At 58.4% G+C, this 24,632-nt stretch carries 15 protein-coding genes; 4 read left to right on the forward strand and 11 right to left on the reverse strand.

Annotated elements, in window-relative coordinates; translation table 11 throughout:
• Position 1: 1 nt before the first annotated feature.
• The 5 genes from ELY25_RS09865 to ELY25_RS09885 are packed head-to-tail and all read right to left on the reverse strand — an operon-like array spanning position 2 to position 7,070.
• The gene (locus tag ELY25_RS09865) at positions 2-691 is read right to left on the reverse strand and encodes a response regulator transcription factor (protein WP_126951117.1); all 690 of its coding nucleotides are present in this window, start codon (positions 689-691) and stop codon (positions 2-4) included.
• 14 nt (positions 692-705) lie between these two features.
• Positions 706-1,416, reverse strand: a complete 711-nt coding sequence (locus ELY25_RS09870) for a response regulator (protein WP_126951118.1) — start codon at positions 1,414-1,416, stop codon at positions 706-708.
• 16 nt (positions 1,417-1,432) lie between these two features.
• The gene (locus ELY25_RS09875) at positions 1,433-2,833 is read right to left on the reverse strand and encodes an ATP-binding protein (protein ID WP_126951119.1); all 1,401 of its coding nucleotides are present in this window, start codon (positions 2,831-2,833) and stop codon (positions 1,433-1,435) included.
• The gene (locus ELY25_RS09880; RefSeq protein ID WP_126951120.1) at positions 2,833-5,928 is read right to left on the reverse strand and encodes an efflux RND transporter permease subunit; all 3,096 of its coding nucleotides are present in this window, start codon (positions 5,926-5,928) and stop codon (positions 2,833-2,835) included. The genes ELY25_RS09875 and ELY25_RS09880 overlap by 1 nt, the downstream gene beginning before the upstream one ends.
• Positions 5,928-7,070 carry an efflux RND transporter periplasmic adaptor subunit gene (locus ELY25_RS09885; RefSeq protein WP_236995707.1) on the reverse strand — a complete coding sequence of 381 codons (1,143 nt, stop codon included), beginning with the start codon at positions 7,068-7,070 and terminating at the stop codon, positions 5,928-5,930. Before ELY25_RS09885 ends, ELY25_RS09880 begins: the two co-directional genes overlap by 1 nt.
• Before the next feature lie 262 nt (positions 7,071-7,332).
• Here ELY25_RS09885 and ELY25_RS09890 point away from each other — a divergent pair, with 262 nt between their 5' ends.
• The 4 genes from ELY25_RS09890 (at position 7,333) to ELY25_RS09905 (ending at position 12,419) form a co-directional block, all read left to right on the forward strand.
• Positions 7,333-7,926 carry a TetR/AcrR family transcriptional regulator gene (locus ELY25_RS09890; protein WP_126951122.1) on the forward strand — a complete coding sequence of 198 codons (594 nt, stop codon included), beginning with the start codon at positions 7,333-7,335 and terminating at the stop codon, positions 7,924-7,926.
• A 66-nt stretch (positions 7,927-7,992) separates the two neighbouring features.
• Positions 7,993-8,877: an alpha/beta fold hydrolase gene (locus ELY25_RS09895; protein WP_126951123.1), complete on the forward strand. Its 885-nt coding sequence runs from the start codon at positions 7,993-7,995 to the stop codon at positions 8,875-8,877.
• Between the two features lie 116 nt (positions 8,878-8,993).
• Entirely contained in the window at positions 8,994-11,177 is a 2,184-nt protein-coding gene (locus tag ELY25_RS09900; protein WP_126951124.1) for an OsmC domain/YcaO domain-containing protein, read from the forward strand.
• A 48-nt stretch (positions 11,178-11,225) separates the two neighbouring features.
• Positions 11,226-12,419 (forward strand): serine hydrolase domain-containing protein, encoded by a 1,194-nt coding sequence (locus ELY25_RS09905; RefSeq protein WP_126951125.1) that lies wholly within the window; start codon positions 11,226-11,228, stop codon positions 12,417-12,419.
• Positions 12,420-12,423: 4 nt separating this feature from the next.
• On the opposite strand, the gene ELY25_RS09910 is transcribed toward ELY25_RS09905, so the two are convergent.
• The 6 genes from ELY25_RS09910 to ELY25_RS09935 form a co-directional block, all read right to left on the reverse strand.
• Positions 12,424-13,653 carry a nucleoside recognition domain-containing protein gene (locus ELY25_RS09910; protein ID WP_126951126.1) on the reverse strand — a complete coding sequence of 410 codons (1,230 nt, stop codon included), beginning with the start codon at positions 13,651-13,653 and terminating at the stop codon, positions 12,424-12,426.
• Positions 13,654-13,946: 293 nt separating this feature from the next.
• Positions 13,947-16,184, reverse strand: a complete 2,238-nt coding sequence (gene glgB, locus ELY25_RS09915) for a 1,4-alpha-glucan branching protein GlgB (RefSeq protein ID WP_126951127.1) — start codon at positions 16,182-16,184, stop codon at positions 13,947-13,949.
• Positions 16,177-19,530: a maltose alpha-D-glucosyltransferase gene (treS, locus tag ELY25_RS09920; RefSeq protein WP_126951128.1), complete on the reverse strand. Its 3,354-nt coding sequence runs from the start codon at positions 19,528-19,530 to the stop codon at positions 16,177-16,179. The genes glgB and treS overlap by 8 nt, the downstream gene beginning before the upstream one ends.
• Before the next feature lie 112 nt (positions 19,531-19,642).
• Positions 19,643-21,682, reverse strand: coding sequence for an alpha-1,4-glucan--maltose-1-phosphate maltosyltransferase (locus ELY25_RS09925; protein ID WP_221885499.1), 2,040 nt, complete (start codon positions 21,680-21,682; stop codon positions 19,643-19,645).
• Between the two features lie 58 nt (positions 21,683-21,740).
• Positions 21,741-23,984, reverse strand: coding sequence for a glycogen debranching protein GlgX (gene glgX, locus ELY25_RS09930; RefSeq protein ID WP_126951129.1), 2,244 nt, complete (start codon positions 23,982-23,984; stop codon positions 21,741-21,743).
• Positions 23,985-24,029: 45 nt separating this feature from the next.
• A complete protein-coding gene (locus ELY25_RS09935) occupies positions 24,030-24,629 on the reverse strand; it encodes a DUF2934 domain-containing protein (RefSeq protein WP_126951130.1) in 600 nt (199 codons plus the stop codon).
• Positions 24,630-24,632: the final 3 nt, after the last annotated feature.

The raw sequence follows: 24,632 nt of genomic DNA on the forward strand, positions 1-24,632 counted from the left end.
ATCAGGCGTCGGGTTCTAGATTGGCGGCTTCTTTGGGGGCCAGGTAGTAGCCTAAACCGCGGACCGTTTTCAAGCCGAAGTCATAGCCGATTTTCTTGCGAATACGCGAAATATAGGTCTCCACTGCCGCATAGCTGACTGGCTCATCCGTGGTGGAAAGCCGATCAATAATCTGGTCCTTACTGACCAAGCGGTTTTGGTTAATCATCAGGTATTCGATTACTTCAAGCTCGCGGCGGTGCAGCGTTACAGGCTGCCCATCGACTCTTAGTTCCATGGCATCCGGTAAAAACTCCAGGCGGCCACAGCTAAGCGTTTCGTTGCCAAAATGCTTGGCACGCCGCACCAGAGCCCGGGCGCGGGCCACCACTTCATCCAGTGAGAAAGGCTTGCAAAGGTAGTCGTCGGCGCCTTCTTCAAGCCCCAGAATGCGTTGGTCCAGCGTGTCTCGAGCGGAAATGATCAGCACCGGGATGGTATTCTGCTGGTGACGTAGTTTGCGCAGAAGGCTAATACCATCCATTTCAGGCAGCCCCAGATCCAGCACCAGCAGATCGAAGCCGCCCTGTACAAGCAGGGGGAGCGCTTTTGCGCCGTCATTGGTGACGGTGATGCTAAACCCCGCCTCGCTGAGTGTTGTGGACATCGAACGCGCTAGATTGTCGTTATCTTCTACTATAAGCGCCTTCATAGTGAATCCTGCAGTTAGCCCTCTGGCTGGTACTTATATCCTACCCCATACACTGAGCGAATGATCTCCTGCTCGGGGAGGGCTTCGGTGATTTTTTTGCGCAATTTTTTAATATGACTATCCACGGTGCGTTCAGAAACAATGCGGTTATCGCGGTACATATGATCCATCAGCTGCTCACGGCTAAAGATTCGCCCTGGTGACTGCATCATCACTCGCAGCAGCTGAAATTCAACCGCAGTGAGGCCTAGATCATGACCATTGGCCAACGCCTGCCAGCCATCTTCGTTAAGCGTCACCGGGCTTGAGGCCACGGCATCGGGCGTTTGGGTCAGGGCCTGTTCAGCAATGGCCTGGCTGCGACGCAGTACCGCTTTCACCCTAGCCACCACTTCGCGGGGGCTGAACGGTTTGCAGATGTAGTCATCGGCGCCCAGTTCCAGTCCCAGCAGTCGGTCAACTTCCTCTACTTTGGCAGTCACCATGATAATCGCGATAGCGGGCCATGCCTGACGTATTTCCCGGCAGAGCGTCAGGCCATCCTTGCCGGGCAGCATGACATCTAAAAGTACCAGCGGCGTGGGGTGTTGCTGCAGCCAGGGCAGAACATCATCGCCATGACTCAGCGTTGCAACGTTATAGCCATGGGAAGTGAGATAGTCATCCATGAGACGGGCAATCTTGGGCTCGTCCTCAACAATCAGTAGCGGGGCATCTTGAGACATGAGGGCTCGCTTGTCATTAATGGGAAGTCAGTAACGGAAAACGCAAGGTCCAGCAAAGCCCGCCTAGCGGCGCATTTGAAGCCTCAAGCGTTGCACCATGTGCGCTCACCAAGGCGCTTGCAATGGATAGCCCCAGGCCACTGCCGCCGCTGGCCCGGTTGCGTGATCCTTCAACGCGGTAAAGGCGCTCGGTAAGTCGGGGCAGCTCGCTTTCAGGCACGCCCGGCGCGCTATCCTGCCAGGTAATCACCGCGTATTGCTGCTCAATACCCAGGGTTACCTGAAGCCTGCCGGGGGCATCGGTATAGGCGCAGCTGTTATCCAAAAGGTTATTCCACAGCTGGTGCAGGCGCTGGGCGTCCCCGCGAATCATTACGTCTGGGGCAATGTGCGTAGTGAGGGCAAGGCCACTTTCATTGAGCCAGCGGTCAGCGTCCTCAAGGCGGCAGGCTAGGCTATCGCTAAGGTTCATAGGGGCCAGATGAATGTCGAGAGCGCCGGCATCGCTTTGCGAAAGCAGGCGTAAGTCGGCCACCAGGTGCTCAAGCTGGGCGACTTCCTGGGCCAGCGAGCTGAGGTTCTCCTGATTCAGCGGACGAATGCCGTCCTGCATGGCCTCGATTTCACCGCGCAGCACGGCGAGCGGCGTGCGCAGTTCGTGAGCGGTATCGGAGACCCAGCGTGCTCGGGCGTCCCGGTTAGCTTCAAGGGTTGCGGCCAGTACGTTGAAATCCCGCGCCAGTCGCGCAAGCTCATCCCGGCCACCCTCGGGCAGGCGAGTATGGTAGTTGCCTTCCGTAAGACGCCGGGTGGCAACGGCCAGTGCCCGCGTGCGTCGGCTTAACCACCAGGAAAGCCCTGCTGCCAGCAGCAGCGACGCCAGCCCAATCGAGATAACAATAATCACCAGGTTACGCTGCTGAAGTTCCAGAAAGCGATTCTCCATGCGCTCCATCATCTGCTGAGGAGGGCGAAACCCCAGCGAGCCAATCGCTTCACTGTTGCTGTAGAGCGTGAGCCAGCGCCAGTCGCCAGGGCCCATACGGCCATTCATGGGCGGAATCACAAACTCGCCATTGGGCGCGCGCAGGGCGAAATCCTGCGCTTCGCCTAGAGGCGAGGGGCGCTCGCGGTGCTCCTGACCGAGCTCAAAGCGTACGATATGCGGCCAGCGCTCCGGGTGTTGCTCAAGCCAACGCCAATCTCCCTGCGTTTCCCAGCGGGTAATCAAACCATCAGCCAGGAGCATGGCGCGGCGTTCCTGGGCCTGATTTAAGTAGTCGATAAACCCCCGGTCAATACTGTAGGAGACAGCCATGAACATGCTGGCGGAAATGGCCACATTCACGCTTAATATGGCCACAAAAAGCTTCAGTCCCAACCGGGAGGGCCGCCAGGAAGACAGGGGAATCGCCATCAGTGCGCGCCCTCCTGACTGGGCTGGCGGGGCATGCTTAGCCGCTCGCGCCAGTTTTCCATTCCCAGGTAAAGGCAGGGTACCAGTATCAGCAGAATAGCGGTCGCAAAGATCATTCCGAAGCCCAGCGAGATGGCCATGGGAATCATAAAGCGCGCCTGACGCGAGGTTTCCAGAATCATGGGTGCCAAGCCCAGAAAGGTGGTTAGCGTGGTCATCATGATGGGCCGCAGGCGACGGGTGGCGGCGGCAACAATGGCCGCACGGGGTGCCATGCCCTCGCGCCGCTTACGGTTGGCGTAATCAATCAGCACCAGCGCATCGTTAATCACCACCCCCGATAGCGCCAGCATGCCAAGCAGGCTGATAATCGAAAGCCCAAACCCCATGATCATGTGGCCCACTACGGCACCGACAATACCAAACGGAATGGCAGCAAGTACTAGTAAAGGTTGCAAATAACTTCTGAACGGAATGGCCAGCAGCGCGTACAGGGCGGCGAGCATCAGCCACATGGCGGTGCGCAGGGCGGCCAGGTTGTCAGCGGTATCCTGCTGGCGGCCACCCAGGCTGACTTCAAGCCCGGGCCAGGTATTGGTCAGCGTCGGGAACACGTCTTCCTGAAGGGTTGCCAGCACTTGGTTGATCGTCTGGTCGCCTTCTGAATCCGCCGTGACGGTAATAATGCGCCTTCCATCAATGCGCTGCAGGCTGCTGGACGCCTGGCTCAAGGTAATGTCGGCTACACGTGAGAGCGGCACGCTCAAACCATCCGGCGTGCGTACCGGCATGCGGTAAAGCTCGTTTAAGCTATCGCGGTCGGCTTCGGGAAGGCGAACCTCCACGCTGATCTCACTGCGCCCCACAAACTGCTCAACGGCAGTGGCACCCTGCAAGGGCCCACGCAGTGCCTGGGCCAGGTCGCTGCCGGTCAGGCCCAGCGCGCGGCCCTCTGCGGAAAGGCGCATTTCAAGCTGGGGTTTGCCGTCTCCAATTCCGCTGTCGATATCGGTCAGCCCATACTCGCCCAGCACCTCGGCTAACCGGGCTGCGGCGGCTTCCAGCACCTGGGTATCGGGATGGGATAAGCGCAGGCTAAGCGCGGCCCCGCTGCCGGGGCCGCCGAAGTCTGACTCAAAGCGCACTGACTGCGCGCCCACCAGGTCACCGGCAACCTCGCGCCATTCACGTGCAATGCGCGAAGGGGCCCACGCCTCCAGGCTTTCGCTGGCGATATCCAGGCGGACTTCAAGGTTCTCTCCATCCAGGCGGCTGCGCGTGCTGCTAAAGGCCAGCGTGTCTTCACGTTCGCTCAACTGTTGGGCGGCCGCCAGCAGCTGCTGGCTAAGCTCGCGGCTAACGCTAATATTGGTGCCAATCGGTAGCGTCACCGTTGCCTGGACCTGGTCTGACTCCGCACGGGGCATGAGTGAAAACCCCATCCGGCCACTCATTGACCACGCCAGCACCACAACCAGCACCGCAACCCCTATGGAAATACTCAATAAGCGTTGATTAAGGGCGCGCTGAAGAAAGGGCTCAAACTGGTGATAGGTAAAGTGATGCAGACCGCCCTGAAGGCGCTGACGCAGCGCTTCCAGCGGCCGCTGCCAGGCAGGCGTTTCACGCGGTTTACGACTATGGGCCAGGTGAGCGGGGAGTATAAACAGCGCTTCTGCCCAGGAAACCAAAAACACGGTGATGACCACAACAGGCAGGGTGGCAAACAGCATGCCCAGAAAGCCGGGTAAAAACAGCAGGGGCAAGAACGCCACGATATTCGACAAAATGGCAAAGGTAAGCGGCACGGCAATTTCGCCCGCGCCTTTTACCGCCGCATCGCGCAGCGAATAGCCTTCTTCACGGTAGCTGTAGATGTTTTCGCCCACCATGATTGCATCATCGACCACAATCCCTAGCGCGATGATGAAGGCAAACATCGACATCATGTTCAGCGATACGCCGATCCAGGGGAGAAACAGCATGGCGCCCAGAAACGCCGTGGGAATACCCAGCGTGACCCAAAAGGCCAGCCGTGCTTCAAGAAACAGCGCCATGAGAATCATCACCAGCGCCAGACCCATCCAGGCGTTTTTCAACAGCAGGCTTAACCGGTCTTCGTAGACCTCTGAGCTGTCGCGTGAGACATCCAGGCTAACGCCCGGGGGCAGTCCCGCTCTCAGGCGCTCCAGCTCGCCGTATACCGCCTCGGAAATGCTGGTCGGGGTCTGGTGGCCGATCTGATAAATATTGACCGATAGACCCGGTTCGCCGTTATAGAACTCTTCGCGATCAGTTTCGGCGAAGCCGTTACTCACGCGGGCGATATCCCCCAGCACAATGGGCGACCCCTGAGCGGTGGTAAGAATCGGTAGGTCGGCAAACTCGGCCGCGCTGTTGCGACGTCCCTGATAGCGAATCAGCCATTCGCCTTCGGCGGTGGTTAGCTGGCCGCTCGCCAAGTCCAGCGCTTCAGCACCAATACGGCTGGCAAGCTGCTGGTGATCAAGCCCGTAGCGTTCAATGGCTTCTTCATCCAAATGGATCTGAATCTCCCGCTCGCGGTTGCCCGAAAGCTCGGCGCGCGAAATACCCTCGGCGGCCTGCAGCTCAGCGCGGACATCCTCGGCGGCATCGTGAAGAGCTGCAAGTCCAACCGAGCCGTAAACCTGAAGGCTTACCACGCTGCGTGAACGGCCAGCCAAGGTGAAGCGCGGCGGGTCGGCGGCGCTGGGCAGGGTGGTAATCGCATTGACCGCCTGCTGAATGTCCTGATAAACGCGCATTACATCAACGCCGTCGATCAGCGTGGCGCTGACCATGCCGCTGCCTTCACCTGCGCTGGACGTCAGCTCATCAATGCCTTCCACATTCGATACCGCCGCCTCAACGGGGAGAAGCAGACTCTGCTCGACATCTTCTGGTGTGGCGCCGGGGTAGCTGATGCTGACCTGAACGATTTCAATTTCAAACTCAGGGAATACCTCTTTTTTTATCGCGAGTGATGCCATAAGGCCCCCCACGATAAACAGCAGCATCAGCAGATTAGGCGCAACACCATGGTCGATCATCCAGGCAAGCGGGCCACGGCGCATTAGATATTCTCCCTATCGCTTGCAGGAGTATCGCCACGCGAGCGAACGCGCACCTGCTGCCCTTCACGGGGTTGGGCAAGCCCTGAGATCACGACGCGCTGGCCAGCTTCTAGACCACTACGCACCAGCGCTTCCTCTTCACCCCGGTAGGCAAGTGACACCGTTGTGCTGCGCAGGCGGTCCTCATCATCCACCCACCAGACGCGCTCGCCCGGGCGCAGCGCCGCCGAGGGCAGAGCGATCAGGCCTTCCTGCGCCTGAGTCTGAAATGCAACCCGCATGACATCGCCCAAGCGTAGCGCCGGGCCATCGGTTTCCAGCGCCAGCGGGTCATTCACCGCAATCAATAGCTGCGCCTGAAGTCCGCTCTCTTCCAGGTTGGGTAAAATGGATACCAACGTGCCGTCCCTCGTGGCCCCTTCCGGCCAGCCTCGGCTGGTAAGCATGACCTGGCTACCCGGGGCCAGCCATTCAAGCGCATCGCCGGGTAGCGAGGCGCGCACCCAAAATTGCTCAATGCCGACCAGGTTCAGGATCTCGGTTCCTTGGCTTAGCAAGCTGCCAGCGCCCACCAAGCGCTCTTGCACCATGGCCTTCCAGGGCGCGGTCAGCGTTGCCCGCTCCAGATTGAGCGCTGCCTGGTCACGTACCACGCGCGCCTGGGTAAGCTGGGCCTGGGCCTGACGAAGCTGGGGCTCGCGCAGCACCAGGGAACGCCGCTCGGCGGAGAGTTGGCGTCCAAATGACTCATACTCACTGCGGGCACGCTGCTGCTCGGCATTTTCCAGCGCCAGCTGCGCCTGGGCATTACTGAGCTGAGCTTCGGCGTCTTCCAGCGCAAGGCGCAAATCGGCCTGGTCGATGTAGGCAACCGGCGCGCCATCCTCGACCACTCGGCCGGGTAGAACGCCTTCCCCAAAGCGCTCCAACTGACCCGCCACACGGCTGGCAAGCATAGCTGTCTGCTCTGCTTCCACGCGGCCAAAGCCGCTAAGCAGCGGCGACTGGGGGCTTTGAACGACCGTCATGACGTTTACTACGGGCGGTGTGGGAGGCGGTGGAGGACGTCGCTCAATACGCGGTGGCTGGCTGATAATCCACCAGGCGCAGGCCAGGCCGACGGCAAACACCAACAGGGCCATCAAGGCGCCCAAATGGACACGGCCCTGTTGCGTCGAGGAGAAAGAGTCATGAGGTTTTATCAACACGGGGTACCCGTAGTAAGAGCGAAAATTCCGGTAAAAGAAGCGTATCATGCTAGCATCGCGCATTGGCTCGCAGCGATTGGGTAAGCATTATGAAAATAGCGTGTAACTCTTCGCTAACCCTTGATGCCTGCGACTTTTTATAGCGTGATCTATCCATCATGAAATAACGGCCGGCCGATGAGTCTTGTGCAAGCGTATGAAAAACACCGCCACTCGCGATAAGTTAATTGATACTGGTGCCGAGCTGATTACCCAGCAAGGGTATAACGCAACGGGCATCAATGCCGTACTTAAAGCATGCGGCGTACCTAAGGGATCGTTTTACCATTACTTTTCCAGCAAGGAAGATTTTGGCCTGGCGGTGATCGAGCACTTTGCCAACGACTACGAGGCAAGTCTAGTCGCATTGCTTGAAGATCCGATGACGCCTCCACTGGAACGCTTGCGGCACTACTTTGCCGTTGGCCGGGCCTATATGAGCGAGCATGACCATGCGACCGGCTGCTTGATCGGTAATCTGGGCCAGGAACTCGCCGGCCAAAGCGTTCGTTTTCGCGAGGCGCTTAACCATGCATTCCAGCGTTGGGAGGCCCGCTTTGCCCACTGCCTGCAGGCCGCTCAGTCCCAGGGGGCGCTCACGTCAGGTCTTGATCCTCATCAACTGGCAAGCTTTATCCTTTCCGGCTGGGAAGGGGCTATTCTGCGGGCCAAAACGCTGAAGTCGGACGCCCCCATGGAAGTGTTTGAGACCTTGTTGTTCGAACAGGTGCTTACCCCGCCTGCTGGCTGAGTGGCTAGCCTGGAAATGTCGTAAACTGCTCGCTTGCGCTTACCCATTCCAGGACAGGAGCCCGCCATGTTTACCGGCTATGAAAAACATACCCGTCAGGTCAACGGTGTCGAAATCGCTTTTCGTCGGGGTGGCAGTGGCCCCGCGCTTCTGCTGTTGCATGGCCATCCGCAAACCCACGTGATTTGGCATAAGGTAGCTGAGGAACTTGCCCAGCACTTCACCGTGATCGCGGCGGACCTGCGCGGCTACGGCGATAGCGGCAAACCCGACGATGATGCCGAACATATCAATTACTCCAAGCGCACCATGGCGGCCGATATGGCCGAACTGATGAGTAATCTGGGATTCGAGCGTTTTAAGGTCCTGGCCCACGACCGGGGCGCGCGGGTGGCTCATCGTTTGGGCATGGATCATGCCGACCGGGTCGAACGCATGGTATTTCTGGATATTGCCCCCACCCTTGCCATGTACCGCGGCACTAATGAGGCGTTTGCGCGCAGCTACTGGCACTGGTTCTTCCTGATTCGTCCCCAGCCGCTGCCCGAAATGCTCATTCAGGCCGATCCGACTCAATACCTGAAAAGCGTGATGGGCGCGCGCAGTGCAGGTATGGCGCCTTTCTCTTCAGAAGCGCTCGCTGAATACGAGCGGTGCCTGGCACTGCCCGGCACCGCCACCGGTATATGCGGCGATTACCGCGCCAGCGCCACGATTGACCTAGTTCATGATCAGACGGATATCGAGTCAGGGGTTAAGCTTACCTGCCCGCTAAAAGTGATGTGGGGCGCTGAAGGTGCGATTGAGGCCTGTTTCAATGCCTTGAGTGAGTGGCGCAAGGTGGCCACTCAGGTTGAAGGCAAGGCGCTGCCCTGCGGCCACTATATAGCCGAAGAGATCCCGGAGATTCTTTTAGACGAGGCCTTAGCATTTCTACTAGGTAGTGAATAAGCGCTTAACGAGACTTACCAAGACGAAGCGGGTCAAAAACTGGATAATGGGTGGCAATTCGCCGACGGCTCTGTGTTCAACAGCCCAGGCACACTCATTGCTCCGGATGCCCGCTCATGGAAATCAAAGTCAACTATCTCGACAACCTCCGCCTGGAGGCCAAATTCGACGACTTCACCGTTATTTCAGACCAGCCGATTCGCTACAAGGGCGACGGCTCGGCGCCTGGTCCGTTCGACTACTTCCTGGCGTCATCCGCCATGTGCGCCGCCTACTTTGTGAAGGTGTACTGCAACGCTCGGGATATTCCCACCGAGAATATTCGCCTTTCCCAAAACAATATCGTCGACCCGGAAGATCGCTATAAGCAGATCTTCAAGATTCAGGTCGAGCTACCCGAAGATATTTCTGAAAAGGATCGCCAGGGTATTCTGCGCTCGATTGATCGCTGTACGGTCAAGAAAGTCGTTCAAACCGGGCCTGAGTTTCAGATCGAAGTCGTCGAGAATATCGACGAGGACTCCCAGGCGCTTTTGATGGGCGCGCCGGAAGGCGGCGAGCGTACCTACATTGAGGGTAAGGATTTACCCCTTGAAGAGACCATCGCCAATATGAGTGCGCTTCTTGCGGATCTGGGCATGAAAATCGAGATCGCTTCCTGGCGCAATATCGTGCCTCACGTGTGGTCGCTGCATATTCGCGATGCGGCATCGCCCATGTGCTTTACCAATGGCAAGGGCGCGACCAAGGAGAGCGCGCTGTGCTCGGCACTGGGCGAGTTTATCGAGCGCTTGAGCTGTAACTTCTTCTATAACGACCAGTTCTTTGGTGAAGAGATTGCCAATAGCGACTTCGTGCATTACCCCAATGAGAAGTGGTTCAAGCCGGGTCCAAACGACGAACTGCCCGAGGAAATCCTCGATGAACACTGCCTGGCGATCTACAACCCCGAAGGCGAGCTTTGCGGCTCGAACCTGATCGATACCAACTCCGGGCGTGAAGACCGCGGCATCGTTTCGCTGCCCTTTGTGCGCCAATCTGACGGTGAGACGGTTTACTTCCCCTCTAATCTGATTGAAAACCTGTTCTTGAGCAACGGCATGAGTGCGGGCAACACGCTGGTGGAAGCCCAAGTGCAGTGTCTGTCGGAAATATTTGAGCGGGCCGTTAAACGGGAAATTCTGGAGCAGGAGCTCACCCTGCCGGACGTGCCACAGGACGTGTTAGCCAAGTACCCAAGTATCGTCGAAGGTATCAAGGCGCTGGAAGCCCAAGGCTTCCCGGTGTTGGTAAAAGATGCCTCCATGGGCGGGCAGTTCCCGGTGATGTGCGTGACCTTGATGAACCCGCGCACCGGCGGCGTGTTTGCCTCCTTCGGCGCGCATCCAAGCTTTGAAGTGGCGCTCGAGCGCAGCCTGACCGAACTTTTACAGGGGCGCAGTTTCGAAGGATTGAACGATCTGCCTCTGCCCACCTTCAACTCGCAGACGGTGTCCGAGCCCAACAACTTCGTCGAGCACTTCATCGACTCGGTGGGCGTGGTGTCCTGGCGCTTCTTTAGCGCGAAGCCTGACTTTGAGTTTAGCGAGTGGGATTTTTCCGGCACCAATGAAGAAGAGGCTGCTACACTTTTCAGTATTTTTGAAGAGCTGGATGCCGAAGTGTATATGGCGGTCCACGAAGATCTGGGCGCGCCGGTCTGCCGTATTCTGGTGCCGGGCTACTCCGAGGTGTACCCGATTGAAGACCTGATCTGGGACAACACCAATAAGGCGCTGGATTACCGCGAGGATATTCTCAATCTGCACCAGCTGGATGATGATCAACTGCTTGGTCTGGTCGAGCGGCTGGAAGAGAGCCAGATGGATGATCACGCCGATATCATCACGCTGATCGGCATTGAGTTCGATGAGAACACGGTGTGGGGCCAACTGACGATTCTGGAGCTCAAGCTTTTGATCTACCTGGCGCTTGGCCGCCATGAAGAGGCGCTGGACTGCGTACAGATGTTCCTGCAGTACAACGACAACACCGTTGAGCGCGGACTGTTCTACCAGGCGGTGAACGCGGTGCTGGAAATCGCGCTGGATGATGAGCTTGAAATCGACGACTACCTGCCCAACTTCCAGCGCATGTTTGGTGAAGAGACCATGGCGGCGGTCGTGGGTTCGGTGGAGGGCAGCGTACGTTTTTACGGCCTGACGCCCACCAATATGCAGCTCGAAGGTTTGGAGCGCCACCAGCGCTTGATCGAGAGCTACAAGAAGCTTCACGCCGCGCGGGCGGCTCGAGCTGAGTAAGTTCGGCGTTTGATCGCGCCTAGTTTTCACTTATTTAACGGGAATGCCATGACTTCGATGACATATAGCTCGCCCTTGATTGCTGCGGCGCTCACACTCGTTTCCACCGCAACCCTGGCCCAGAGCTCCGAGCAGAGCCAGGCTGAGGTGCGCAAGCTCTACAGCGGGCGCATGATGCCCGACGAGCAAGTGGAGCTTTCCCGCCATATCGACCGGCTTTTCCCGACCCGTACGGTGAAGGCGGCAAGTTCCCCGCACGAGTTCGGCACGCGCGATGCGTCGCTCGAGGATTTCTCGCTTACCCATGAAGGCGTGACCTACGATATTTACGACTTCATGGCGCTCAACCGAGTGAGCGGCCTGATGGCGGTGCACGACAACGACGTGGTGTTCGAGCAGTACGCCTTGAGTAACACGGCGGACACGCCCTGGATGTCGATGTCGATCGCCAAGTCGATCTCCTCGACACTTATTGGGGCCGCGCTCAACGACGGCCATATCGAAAGCCTTGATGATGCCGTCAGCAAGTACGTGCCCGAACTCGAGGGCAGCGTGTATGACGACGTCACCGTCGAGCAAATTCTGCTGATGGCCTCCGGCGTTGCCTGGGATGAAACTTACGCCGACCCGGACTCCCAGCGCCGTCAGATGCTTGAAGTGCAGCTTTCTCAGGAACCCGGTGCACTGCTGGAGTTCATGGGCGGGCTCGAGCGCGCCGGTGAGCCGGGCGAGGTGTGGAACTACAGCACCGGCGAAACCCAGCTGCTCTCGGCAATCATCAACGGCGCAGTGGGCAAAAGCGCTTCCGAGTATCTGTCTGAGAAGATCTGGTCAGGCTACGGCATGGAAACCGATGCCAAATGGTGGCTGGATAGCGAGGACGGCCAGGAGATTGGCGGCAGTGGACTATTAATCACGCTCAAAGACTACGCCCGCTTTGGGCAGTTCGTTCTGGATGAATATAACGAGCCAAACGTGCTGCCCGAAGGCTGGGTGGCGGAGTCGGCCAGGCCTCATGAGATCGGCGGTGAAGAGATCGAGTACGGCTACTCCTGGTGGCCGGAAGGAGAGGGCGCCTTCTCGGCGGTGGGTATCTTTGGCCAATGGGTGTTTATCGATCCCGACAACGACATGGTGATTGCCATGACCGGCGCCCAGCCCAAGGCTGAAGCCTTCGAGATCGTCCCGGTCACTCAGTTCTTTCACGCGCTAAGCGATCATCTGGCTGGCGAAAACCAGTAAGCGCCTAGCCGAAGAACCAGTAACAGACGCCGATTGCCGTGAGGATACCCGCGGCATCGGCGATCAATGCACATCCCAAGCCGTGACGAATACGGCTGATCCCCACCGCACCAAAGTAGACCGCGAGCACGTAGAAGGTGGTTTCGGTGCTGCCTTGCAGCGTGGCCGCCAATAGCCCCGGGAAGCTGTCCACGCCGAAGTTGTTCATGGTCTCTATCATCATTGCCCGCGCGCCGCCGCCGGAAAGCGGCTTTATAAAGGCGGTAGGCAACGCATCCACAAAGCGCGTGTCCCACCCAAAACCTTCTACCAGCCAGCGCACGCCGGCAAGTCCTGCATCCAGAACACCGCTGGCGCGTAAGACGCCCACTGCGACCAGCATGGCGATCAGATAAGGCAGAAGCGTCAGGGTAAAGCTCACCCCTTCCTTGGCACCTTCGATAAAGGCGTCGTATACCTTGACGCCCCGCAAGGCGCCCACCACCAAAAACATGATCACAATGCTGAACAGCGTCAGATTGCCCACCAGGGTCGAGGCCGCGGCCAGCGCTTCGGCGGAAAGCCCAGCCAGTGTGGTAATCAGCAAGCCCAGGCCAAGGGCCGCCACGGCAAAGTAGGCAAGCACCGTGGGGTGCCAGAGCTTCAAGCGTTGAACCAGCGCGACTGCCAATAACCCCACAAAGCTGGAGGCGCTGGTGGCAAGCAGTATGGGCAGAAACACTAGGGTGGGGTCGGCAGCGCCTTGCTGCGCCCGGTACATGAAAATAGTCACCGGCAAGAGGGTCAGCGATGAGGTGTTGAGCACCAGAAACAGGATCTGCGCGTTGCTTGCCGTATCGCGACTGGGATTAAGCGATTGCAGCGAGTGCATGGCCTTGATCCCGATGGGCGTGGCGGCATTGTCCAGACCCAGAATATTGGCCGCAAAGTTCATGCTGATCAGCCCCATCGCCGGGTGGCCCCGGGGTACTTCCGGCATCAACCGGCAAAACAGCGGGTCCAGCACCCGGCCTAGCAGGCGAATCATGCCCGCCTTTTCAGCGATGGATAAAAACCCCAGCCATAGCGTCATGGCGCCCAGCAGCACCAGAATGATATCCACACTTACCTTGGCCATATCGAAGAGCGACTGAACCAAGCGTGCAAACACTTCCCCATCCCCACCCACCAGCCACTGCCAAAGCGCGCCGGCAAACGCGGCCATAAAAAAGCTTAACCAGATTCCATTGAGCATGGCGGGCGGCGATCCTGAGCAGGTAAATAAAACGTGGCGGTTATCCTACCTAATTTATGCACGTGCCACAGTAGCGGCTCACCAACGGTTAATGCGATGCTAATCAGAAGCTAGGCGTTACCTTACTCATTTCAAACAGGAGGGGGCGGCGGTGCGTAGACATTTAAACAGCAAGTTGAAAAGCTGTCGTACTCTCTGATTGGAGCCGTCATTTACTGTATTTCGAAGTAAAAAAGCCCCTGGCGCGTTATCGCGCCAGGGGCTTTAGGGGTCTTAATTTATAAAGGCTGAGCCTAAAGCGCTCCAGCAGGACGTAGCAGCAACACCGCCAGCGGTGGCAGAGTGAGTTCAAGGCTGGCGCTTTGGCCGTGCAGCGGGGCATCTTTTGCGGTGATGCGTCCCAGATTACCCATGTTGGAGCCGCCGTAGCACTCAGCGTCACTGTTCAGGCGCTCTTCCCAATCGCCCGCCAGCGGTACGCCCAGGCGATACCCATGGCGGGGAATCGGCGTCATGTTGGCAACCACCAAAAGAGGCTCGCCGGATGCACTCAGGCGCAGCCAGGCAAACACGCTGTTGGTGTCGTCGTTGCCCACCACCCAGGTGAATCCCTGAGGTTCGCTATCGCACTCGTGCAGTGCGGGCAGCTCCTTGTAGCAGCGGTTGAGGTCACCCAGCAGCCGCTGAATGCCGGCGTGGCGGGGCTCGGCAAGCAGCGACCAATCCAGTTCCCGGTCATGGTTCCACTCACGCCACTGGCCAAACTCGCAGCCCATAAATAAAAGCTTCTTGCCGGGCTGCGACCACATGATGGAAAGGTAGGCGCGCAGGTTGGCAAACTGCTGCCACTCATCACCGGGCATCTTGCCGATCAGCGACCCCTTGCCGTGTACCACCTCGTCGTGGGAAATCGGCAAGACGTAATGCTCGGAAAAGGCATAGACCATGGGGAAGGTCATTTCGTGATGCGAGTAGGCACGATAGACCGGATCTTTAGAGATGTACTCCAGCGTGTCGTGCATCCAGCCCATGTTCCACTTGTAGGCAAATCCCAGCCCGCCTTTCTCGGTCGGCTGGGTGACGCCGGGCCAGGCGGTGGATTCTTCAGCGATGACCACCGTGCCCGGGACTTCTTCGGCGATGACCTCATTGAGGTGGCGCAAAAAGTCGATGGTCTCGAGATTCTCCTGGCCGCCGTGGCGGTTGGGAATCCACTCGCCTTCCTTTCGCGAGTAGTTGCGATACAGCATCGAGGCTACCGCATCCACGCGCAGCGCATCAATATGGAAATGTTTCAGCCAATGCAGCGCCGAGGCCAGCATGAAGCCGTGCACTTCGCGTCGGCCCAGGTTGTAGATATAGGTATTCCAATCCTGATGAAACCCCTCGAAAGGGTGTTCATACTCATACAGGGCGGTGCCGTCAAAGCGGGCAAGGCCGTGAGGGTCGGTAGGAAAGTGGGCGGGTACCCAGTCAAGAATCACGCCGAGCCCGGCGCGGTGGCACTCATCGACGAAATAAGCGAAGTCGGCAGGCGTGCCGAAACGGGCGCTGGGGGCAAACTGGCTGAGCGGCTGATACCCCCAGGAGCCGCCGAAAGGGTGCTCCATGATGGGTAAAAGCTCAACGTGGGTGAATCCCATGTCGAGCACATAAGGGATCAAATGTGTGGCCATATCGCGCCAACTGTAGAGCTCGCCGTTGTCGCCACCATGCTTGCGCCAAGAAGCCGCATGCACTTCGTAGATACTGATGGGGCGTGATGCGGTATGAGCCTTCCCGCGTCTGGCGAGCCACTCGTCGTCATGCCACACAAAGGGCGTGGTATCGGTCACCACCGAGGCGGTGCGGGGCGGTGCTTCGGTGGCGAGTGCCACGGGGTCTGCGCGCAGGCCGAGTGTGCCCTGGGGTTCGAGAATCTCGTATTTATACGATTCTCCTGGCCCAAGCCGTGGCACGAACAGCTCCCACACCCCGGCTGGGTGGCGCAGGCGCATGACATGGCGACGCCCGTCCCAACTGTTGAAGTTACCGACCACCGATACCCGTCTTGCATTGGGTGCCCAAACGGCGAAGCGCACACCCTGCACGCCTTCCACCGTCATGGGCTGCGCGCCCAGGCAATGCCCCAGGTTGCGGTGATTGCCTTCGCCCAGCAGGTAAAGATCCATTTCACCCAAGAGCAAACCGAAGCTGTAAGGATCCTCGGTTATCTGCTCGCCTTGGGGCCAACGAATACGCAGCCGGTAAGGTGCGCTGTGAGACAGCCTGGCGGCGAATAGCCCGGGGAGCTGCATATTCGTCAGGCAACTGCGCAAGGTATCGTCGTCACGGTCGAGGACATCTACCCCCACGGCGCCGGGCATAAATACCCGCAGGAAAGGGCCTTTGTCATCAGTATGCAACCCGAGCAACGAGAAGGGATCACGATGGGTACCTTGTACCAGCGCATTGGCGTCGTCTTCGGTCAGCCACAGGGTACGATCAACCGTGAGACTTGAAGTGGGTCTGGTGTGCATAGCCTCATTCATGGGGCTCTCCCGGGCTTAGTTGTTCGACAAGTGCTGCCAGGCCGCGCAACGGTACTCCCAGCCAGGCGGGGCGGTTGGCGGCTTCGTAGGCAATTTCGTAGGCGGTCTTTTCGAGAACGAACAGATCGACCGCTGCCGCGGCGCCGTTTGCCTGTTTCCATTCGTGAGGAATATCCAGCGTGGCCTGCCAATAGGCATTCAGAAATACCTGACGTCCTTTAAGCAGGTACTGCTCTACCACGTCGTGGTTGGTACCTGTGTGGGTATCAGTGCCTTCATTGCCGCTGGGCTGGGATTCTTCAATCTTGGCATAGGCGTAGTCGAAGGAGCGCAGCATGCCGGCCACATCGCGAAGCGGGCTATCCTTGGCGCGTCGCTCCTCAAGGGGGCGGGCAGGCTCGCCTTCAAAGTCGATGATATAGGCGTCGTCATGCGCCACCAGTACCTGGCCAAGATGCAGGTCGCCATGAATACGGGTGATGAGGCTGCCCTCGGCAAGGTCTGCCATATAAGCAATGGAGGCCAAGAGAGTATCGCGCTGTGCCAGTACGTCAGAGGCAAGCAGCTGTTCGGCTTTATCCGCGGCGCCAATGTGACGTTCGAGCAGGTCAAGCGCTTCTTCAACGCGCTGAGTCACACGCTGTTTCCAGTGCGTGACATGGCTGGGGCCGGCCACTTCGGTAGCGAACGCCGGGTCATTGCTGGGCATTGCCAGCACCATATGCAGCTCGCCCAGCCGCTGCCCCAGAGTGGCGGCAAACGCTTCCAGCTCCTCAAACGCACCGTAATGGGCCTCATCCCGGGCGAACTCGCGCCCTTGATGATCATCCGCCAGCGCTTCACGAATGGCGCGCTCAAGCGTGGTGCGGGTCCATGACCAGGCATCACCCTGGTTATCGATAAAGCCCTGCAGAATCATCAGGGTTTGCGGTGCGCCCTGTTCGTCGATCTGAGTCACTTCCCCAAGCAGCGGCGCGGTGTTGATAAAGCCCCGCTCGGTCAGGTAGCGACCGATTTCTGCCTCCGGGTGAACGCCTGACTCCAGGCGGCGAAACAGCTTGAGCACCAGTTGTTGATTGATCACCACCGAGCTATTGGACTGCTCAGCACCCTGCTGCGAGATTTCGGGATGCTCGGGTAGCGTGAGTTCAACAAGCTCCGGGGTGGGCAGGAAATGGATGGCGCCTTTTGAGCTTGGCAGCACAACTGCCTGGCGCATGGCGTCAAGCACGGCCAGGGTAAAGGCATCCAGGGTAAGCGCATCGGTGAGCAGGCCCACTTCATGGAAGCGGCGTACTCGCGCCATGGCAAGCTGTTGGGCAAGGGGACTGCTCTGCTCATCCTCACCTAGGAATGCCAGGGGTAATTGGTAGCGCTCGATGCCTTGGGCATGGGTGATTTCCAGCTCGCTGAACAGCAGGGTATGCCCGCTATGCTCAAGGCTTGCCAGCGAATGTAAACGGATATCCTCGATACGCGCCTGCTTGGACGCGAACCAGCGCCGTTTGGTCAGGTAGTGAGGCAATGTCTCACGTTCAAGCAGCTGCTTTGATGAGCCTGTAAAAATCTCTTCAAGGCGCTTTTTAATAATCAGGGTGACATAATCCGGCATTGGCTCGGGTACCGGCGTGTGCCACTCGGGCATGGCGGTTGCCGGAGCCAAGAAGAACCAGAAAAAACCGTAGGGCTGAAGCGTCAGCAGGTAAGACAGGCTGCCCACCGGCGGAAAGGCGCTGCCACCGACCATTTCCACCGGCACCTTGCCGGCGAACGCTGAAAGGTCAAGCTCCACCGCTTGTGCCGTACTGGCGACGTTAGCCACGCAGAGCAGCGTTTCCGTCTCCCCATTGTCGAGCGTCATCTCGCGCAGATACGCCAGGATATGCCGGTTGGTCGGGTGTAGCGGTCGCATGGTGCCACGGCTGAAGGCCCGGTGCTGACTACGCACCGCGAGTAGCCTGCGCATGTTATTGAGCAGCGAGTGCGGATCACGCACCTGCGCCTCGACATTGACGGTCTGGTAGCCATACAGCGGGTCCATGACCGGCGGTAGTACCAGGCTTGCCGGATCGGCGCGGGAGAATCCGCCGTTACGGTCGATTGACCACTGCATGGGGGTGCGTACGCCGTCACGGTCGCCAAGGTAAATATTGTCACCCATGCCGATCTCGTCACCGTAATACAGCACCGGAGTGCCCGGCATGGAAAGCAATAGACTGTTGAGCAGTTCGACACGTCGCCGATCACGCTCCAGAAGCGGCGCCAGGCGTCTACGGATACCCAGGTTAATACGTGCCCGACGATCAGCCGCGTAATGGTTCCACAGGTAGTCGCGCTCCTTGTCGGTGACCATTTCGAGCGTCAGCTCGTCGTGGTTACGTAAAAAGATCGCCCACTGGCAGGTAGCGGGGATTTCCGGCGTCTGACGCAGGATGTCGGTGATCGGAAAGCGGTCTTCTTGGGCGAGAGCCATGTACATGCGCGGCATCAGGGGGAAATGGAATGCCATGTGGCATTCGTCACCATCGCCGAAGTAGGGGCGGGTATCTTCAGGCCACTGGTTGGCTTCGGCGAGCAGCATGCGATCAGGGTAGCGCTCGTCGAGTACCGCACGGATCTTCTTGAGCACCACGTGAGTTTCGGGCAGGTTTTCGTTGTTGGTGCCTTCGCGCTCGACCAGGTACGGAATCGCGTCTAGGCGCAGGCCGTCGACCCCCATATCAAGCCAGTACTCCATGACCTTGATTATTTCGTCGAGCACCACGGGGTTATCAAAGTTGAGATCCGGCTGGTGGGAGTAAAAACGGTGCCAGTAGTAGGCACCTGCTACCGGATCCCAGGTCCAGTTGGAGGATTCGGTATCCAGGAAAATGATGCGCGTGCCGGTGTACGCCTGATCGGTGTCTGACCAGACATAAAAGTCCCTTTCTGGTGACCCTGCTGGGGCATGCCTGGCACGCTGAAACCACTCGTGCTGATCAGAGGTATGGTTGATGACCAGTTCGGTGATTACCCGCAAGCCGCGTTGGTGCGCTTCCTTGATAAAGCGCTTGGCATCTTCCAGCGTGCCATAGTCGGGGCTGACGCCGGTATATTCGGCAATATCATAGCCATCATCGCGACGTGGTGACGGGTAGAAGGGCAATATCCAGATCGTGTTGACGCCTAAGCTGACGATATAGTCCAGCTTCTGGATCAGGCCTTCAAAATCGCCGATACCGTCATCGTTGGCATCAAAGAACGACTTCACATGCACCTGGTAGATCACCGCATCCTTGTACCAGAGTGGGTCATCCAGAAAATCCAGGGCCTCGACGGCGTGTGTTTCACTGCTGGCATCCATCATGGGTTTGCTCTCCCTGCTTTGATCGGTGTAAACGAATCAACCGGAGCCTCGATAGAGCGGCTCATCGTTGAATCCACTACAAATACATTGCCCTGAATAGTGAGTTAGCCGACTAGTGAACCGGGTAAATGCGCCAGACGGCGAATGGCAGGACGTCGGGTTCGAGCCGCACCGACTGCCATTTGCCCTGCCACGTCCAGCGTTTTCCACTCATCAGATCCTCTACATGCAGCGCTGCCTCCTCCGGTAGACCGAACAGCGCCAAAGGCAACTCGAACGTGCCCTCCTGAGGTTCGAAAGGATCAAGATTCACAGCAACAAGAATCACGTTATCAAGTGCGTCGGTGGCCTTGGTGAAGAGCAGCAAGCGGTCGTTGTGTACCGTGTGGAAGGTCACACCCAGATGGGTATGCAGCGCCGGGTTTTCGCGCCGAAGTCGGTTAAGCTGGGTGATCTCGTAGACGATATTACCGGGTGCGCTGTAATCACGCGGGCGAATCTCATATTTTTCAGAGTCGAGATACTCTTCCTTGCCTGGCACCGGGGCGCCTTCGCAGAGCTCAAATCCTGAGTACATGCCCCATAAGCCTGAGCCCATCGTGGCAAGTGCGGCGCGAATTAGAAAACCGGCCCGCCCGGAAGACTGCAAAAAGTAAGGGTTGATATCTGGCGTGTTGACGAAGAAGTTCGGCCGGTAACCATCGCGCAGCGGCGCCTCGTTCAACTGGGTAAAATATTCCGTCAGCTCGGCCTTGGTGTGCCGCCAGGTAAAGTAGGTGTAGCTCTGGGTAAAACCCAGCTTGCCCAGGCGCAGCATCATGGCCGGGCGAGTGAAGGCTTCCGCCAGAAAGATCACATCAGGGTCACGCCTGCGGATATCGCCGATTAGCCACTCCCAGAAAGGCAGCGGCTTGGTATGCGGATTATCAACGCGAAAGATCTTCACTCCTTCATCGACCCAGCCCTGCACCACATCGCGCAGCTCGGTCCACAGCTCAGGAACAGCATCCTTGGCGTAGAAATCGACGTTGACGATGTCCTGGTACTTCTTGGGTGGGTTCTCGGCGTAGCGGATCGAGCCGTCGGGACGCCAGGAGAACCAGCCGGGGTGCTCCCTAAGCCACGGGTGATCCGGCGAGCACTGGATGGCGAAATCAAGCGCTATCTCCATGCCATGTTCGCCAGCCACACGCACCAGCTCGCGGAAATCCTCGCGGGTGCCGAGCTCAGGGTGAATGGCCTCGTGACCACCTTCATTGCTTCCGATCGCGTAGGGGCTGCCGGGATCGTCTGGCCCGGCTTCCAGGCTGTTGTTGGGCCCTTTGCGATGCTTGCGGCCAATCGGATGAATGGGCGGGAAATAGAGCACGTCAAAGCCCATGTCGCGGATGATGGGTAGCCGCTTGTGAACGTCCTTGAACGTGCCGTGGCGGTTGGGGTTGTCAGTTTCCGAGCGGGGGAACAGCTCATACCAGCTGGCAAAGCGTGCCTTGAGCCTTTCCACATCTAAAGGATAGGTAACATCGCTTTGCGTGAGGTGCGGGCGTGAGTCCGCTTCGTGCATCAACTGTGCCGTGTCGCTATCCAGCAGCAGCGCAACACGTTCGCCCTCCTGAGGAGCCAGTTGAAACTGTTCATGAAGAGCAACCAGTGCCTCGTTGAGCGCTTCATTGTTGTTTCCAGAAGCGCGCTCAGCGGCGCGTTCGATCAGTTGTCTGCCTTCTTCGAGTTCGAGGCTGATGGGAACGCCTGCCTGGTGCTTCTTGGAAAGCTCATAGCGGTAGGTAGCGTAAATATCCCACCAGGCTTCGATAGTAAACGTGTGGCGGCCCACGCGCGTCGGGGTGAAGCTGCCTTCCCATACATCCAACCCCAGAGGCTTGGCCGGCTGCATGGGAACACGCTGCTGTCGTCCCTCATCATCTTGCCAGCACACGGCTGCCGCCAGCACATCGTGGCCGTCAGCGAAAATTGTCGCCTTGACCAGTACTGGCTCGTCAATCACCGTCTTAGCTGCAAAACGTCCGTTATCTAGGGAGGGCATGACGGCTTCAATCGCAATGCGCGGTGCCTGGACAGCCGTCAGAACATCGTTAGGTTCCTGCTCTTGCGCCGGTAGGGCAGGTGAGGCTGGAGTGACAGATGAACTCATTGCATGCTTCTCCTTGCAGCACGAAAATGCCCTTAAGCTTAGACGCGCTGCCTCATGGCTAGGTTGCGGCGTTATCAGCCTGCTGCACTTGCTCTAGTTGAACCAGCTCCAGCAGGGCCAGCGAACGGCTTTCCATTACATGTTCCTCTCCAAAAGAACGTTGGCCAGAAGAACGCTGGCCATTAGCGCCCTGGAAAGCTTCTTCCTCGGTGGACCAACTGGTATCGAGTCGGCATAACCAGCCCCCACCGCTGGGTGCTTCGGGTAAGTGAAACGCCACTGAGTCATGGTGAGCATTAAAAATCAGCAGTAAGGTAATGTCGGCACCGGCACGGCGTATGCCGCTGGGCTGGGCACGACCGTCCAGCATCAATCCTAGTGTTCGGGCCTCAGAGTCTTCCCAGCGCTCAACGCTCATTTCATTGCCATCCGGGGCCAGCCAGGTCACTTCCTTGAGCCCCATTTCCTCGTTATATTCACCCGAAAGGAAGCGTCCGCGCCGCAGGATGGGGTAGCGCAGCCGCAGCGCCGTCACTCGGCGCACATACTCGATCATGGCGTGGGCGTTACCGTCGAGGTTCCAGTCCAGCCAGCTGATCTCGTTGTCCTGACAGTAGGCGTTATTGTTGCCCTGCTGGGTGCGCAGCAGTTCATCGCCCGCCAGCAACATGGGTGTGCCCTGGGAAAACAGCGTAGTGGCGATAAAGTTACGAATCTGGCGTAACCGCAACGCCTGAATCTCGTCATTGTCGCTCTGACCCTCTTCGCCGTGGTTCCACGACAGGTTGTCGCTGTGGCCATCCTGGTTATTCTCGCCGTTTGCCTCGTTATGCTTATCGTTGTAGGCCACCAGATCAAACAGGGTATAGCCGTCGTGAGCGGTGACGAAGTTGACCGACGCAAACGGTCGCCGACCGCGGCGATTGAATAAGTCCGCCGAGCCCATAAGCCGTGTGGCAAGCTCTGGAAGTTTGCCTTCATCGCCGCGCCAGAAAGCACGCACGGTATCGCGGTAACGGTCGTTCCACTCCGCCCAACCCGGCGGGAAACCACCTACCTGGTAACCGCCGGGGCCGCAGTCCCAAGGTTCGGCAATCAGTTTGACCCGGCTAAGTACCGGGTCCTGGCGGCAGGAGTCGAGAAAGCCGCCACCTTCATCAAAGCCGTGAGGCTCGCGCCCGAGTATGGTCGCCAGATCGAAACGGAAGCCATCAACGCGCATTTCCGTGGCCCAGTAGCGCAGGGAGTCGGTAACCATTTGCAGAACGCGCTGGTGGCTCAGGTTCAGCGTGTTACCGGTGCCGGTGTCGTCGATGTAGTAGCGCGGCTCATCCGGCATCAGTCGGTAGTAGGAGGCGTTATCGATCCCCTTGAGGGAGAGCGTTGGGCCGAGCTCGTTACCTTCAGCCGTGTGGTTGTAGACCACGTCAAGAATAACTTCCAGGTCGGCGGCATGAAAGCGCGCGACCATCTCCTTGAATTCATTCACACTTTCACCAGACAGATAGCGCGAATGAGGGGCAAAGAAGCCTAGCGTGTTGTAGCCCCAATAGTTGTGCAGCCCTTGCTCCTGCAGGTGCTGATCGTCGGCAAACGCGTGGATGGGCAGAAGCTCGACCGACGACACGCCCAGCGAGCGAATGTAGTCGACCACATCGTTGACCATCAGCCCGGCAAAGGTACCGCGTAGCGCTTCAGGTACCGACGGATGACGCATGGTGTAGCCACGAACATGGGTCTCATAAACAATGGTCTTGTCCCAGGGAAGCTGCACCCCTCGCGAGCGCCCCCATGTGAAGGCCGGGTCAACTACTTTGCATTTCGGCATGAACTCGGCACTGTCGCGTTCATCGAAGCTCAGATCGCCATCCGGATGGCCAATGGTGTAACCGAATAGCGCCTCGTCCCACTTGATCTCGCCCACGATCTGCTTGGCGTAGGGGTCAAGCAGCAGCTTATTGGGATTGAAGCGATGCCCCTCTTCGGGTGCGTAAGGCCCATACACACGGTAGCCGTAGAGTTGACCAGGCCGCACGTCTGGAAGGTAGCCGTGCCACACTTCGTCGGTATATTCGGGGAGTTCGATACGTTCCAGCTCGTGCTCGCCCGTTTCATCAAACAGGCATAGCTCAACCCGGGTAGCATGCGCCGAAAAAAGCGCGAAATTCACCCCCAGGCCATCCCAGTTAGCGCCTAAGGGAAACGACCATCCTTCGTGCACGCGCGAGCGCCGCATGACGCTAGGGGCTTCGTCGGTCGCAACGGAGTCATCGCCGTCCCGCGTGGTTTGGCTTGTCTGCATCTCATTCATCCTTGAGCCTTTTGAGTGCTCTTATGAGTGGTCGCTTTACTTCCGCTCGCTTGGCTTCTTCGCTTTGGTCGTGGTTTTCTTGGTAACTGTTTTACTGGACTGTGATTTTCCTGATCCGGGCGTCTTTTTAGGCTGAGCGGGTGTTGATTTCTTGGCCGGTTGGGGCGCATCAGCCTCGTCGGTTGCAGTCAAAGCTTCACTGCTACGACGCGGGCGCTGGGCGCGTTTTACAGTGGCGGACTCTTCCGGCATTGGCTCCATTGAGCCTACCGCTTCGTCGGGTGTAGGTTCCTGGGGCGGATGGCCACGGTCCTGTACAGGCACGTCCTGTCCTACCGACATATCATCTCGAAAGGGGGCTTCATCGAATGAGGGATCGCCATTGGGATCCTCTAGCGGCAGGCGACTCTCCTGAATGCCCATCTCGTCCTCTTCCAGAGGGAGGTCATCTTCCAGAATGGGCGCCTCGTCAAGGGGTTCGCCCACTTCGTCAAGCTCGGCTTCGTTGCCAGCGGCTTGTTCGGCAGCCACTATCTTGGTTGCCCTGTCCCAATGTTGTTGCTGCTGCCCTTCGGGGCGCCCTTCAGCTTCCCAAATGCTGTAGGCCAATTGACGTACGCGTTCTTCGTCAGTCATCTC

The sequence above is a fragment of the Vreelandella populi genome (assembly GCF_003989825.1).
GTDB classification, from domain to species: Bacteria; Pseudomonadota; Gammaproteobacteria; order Pseudomonadales; family Halomonadaceae; genus Vreelandella; species Vreelandella populi.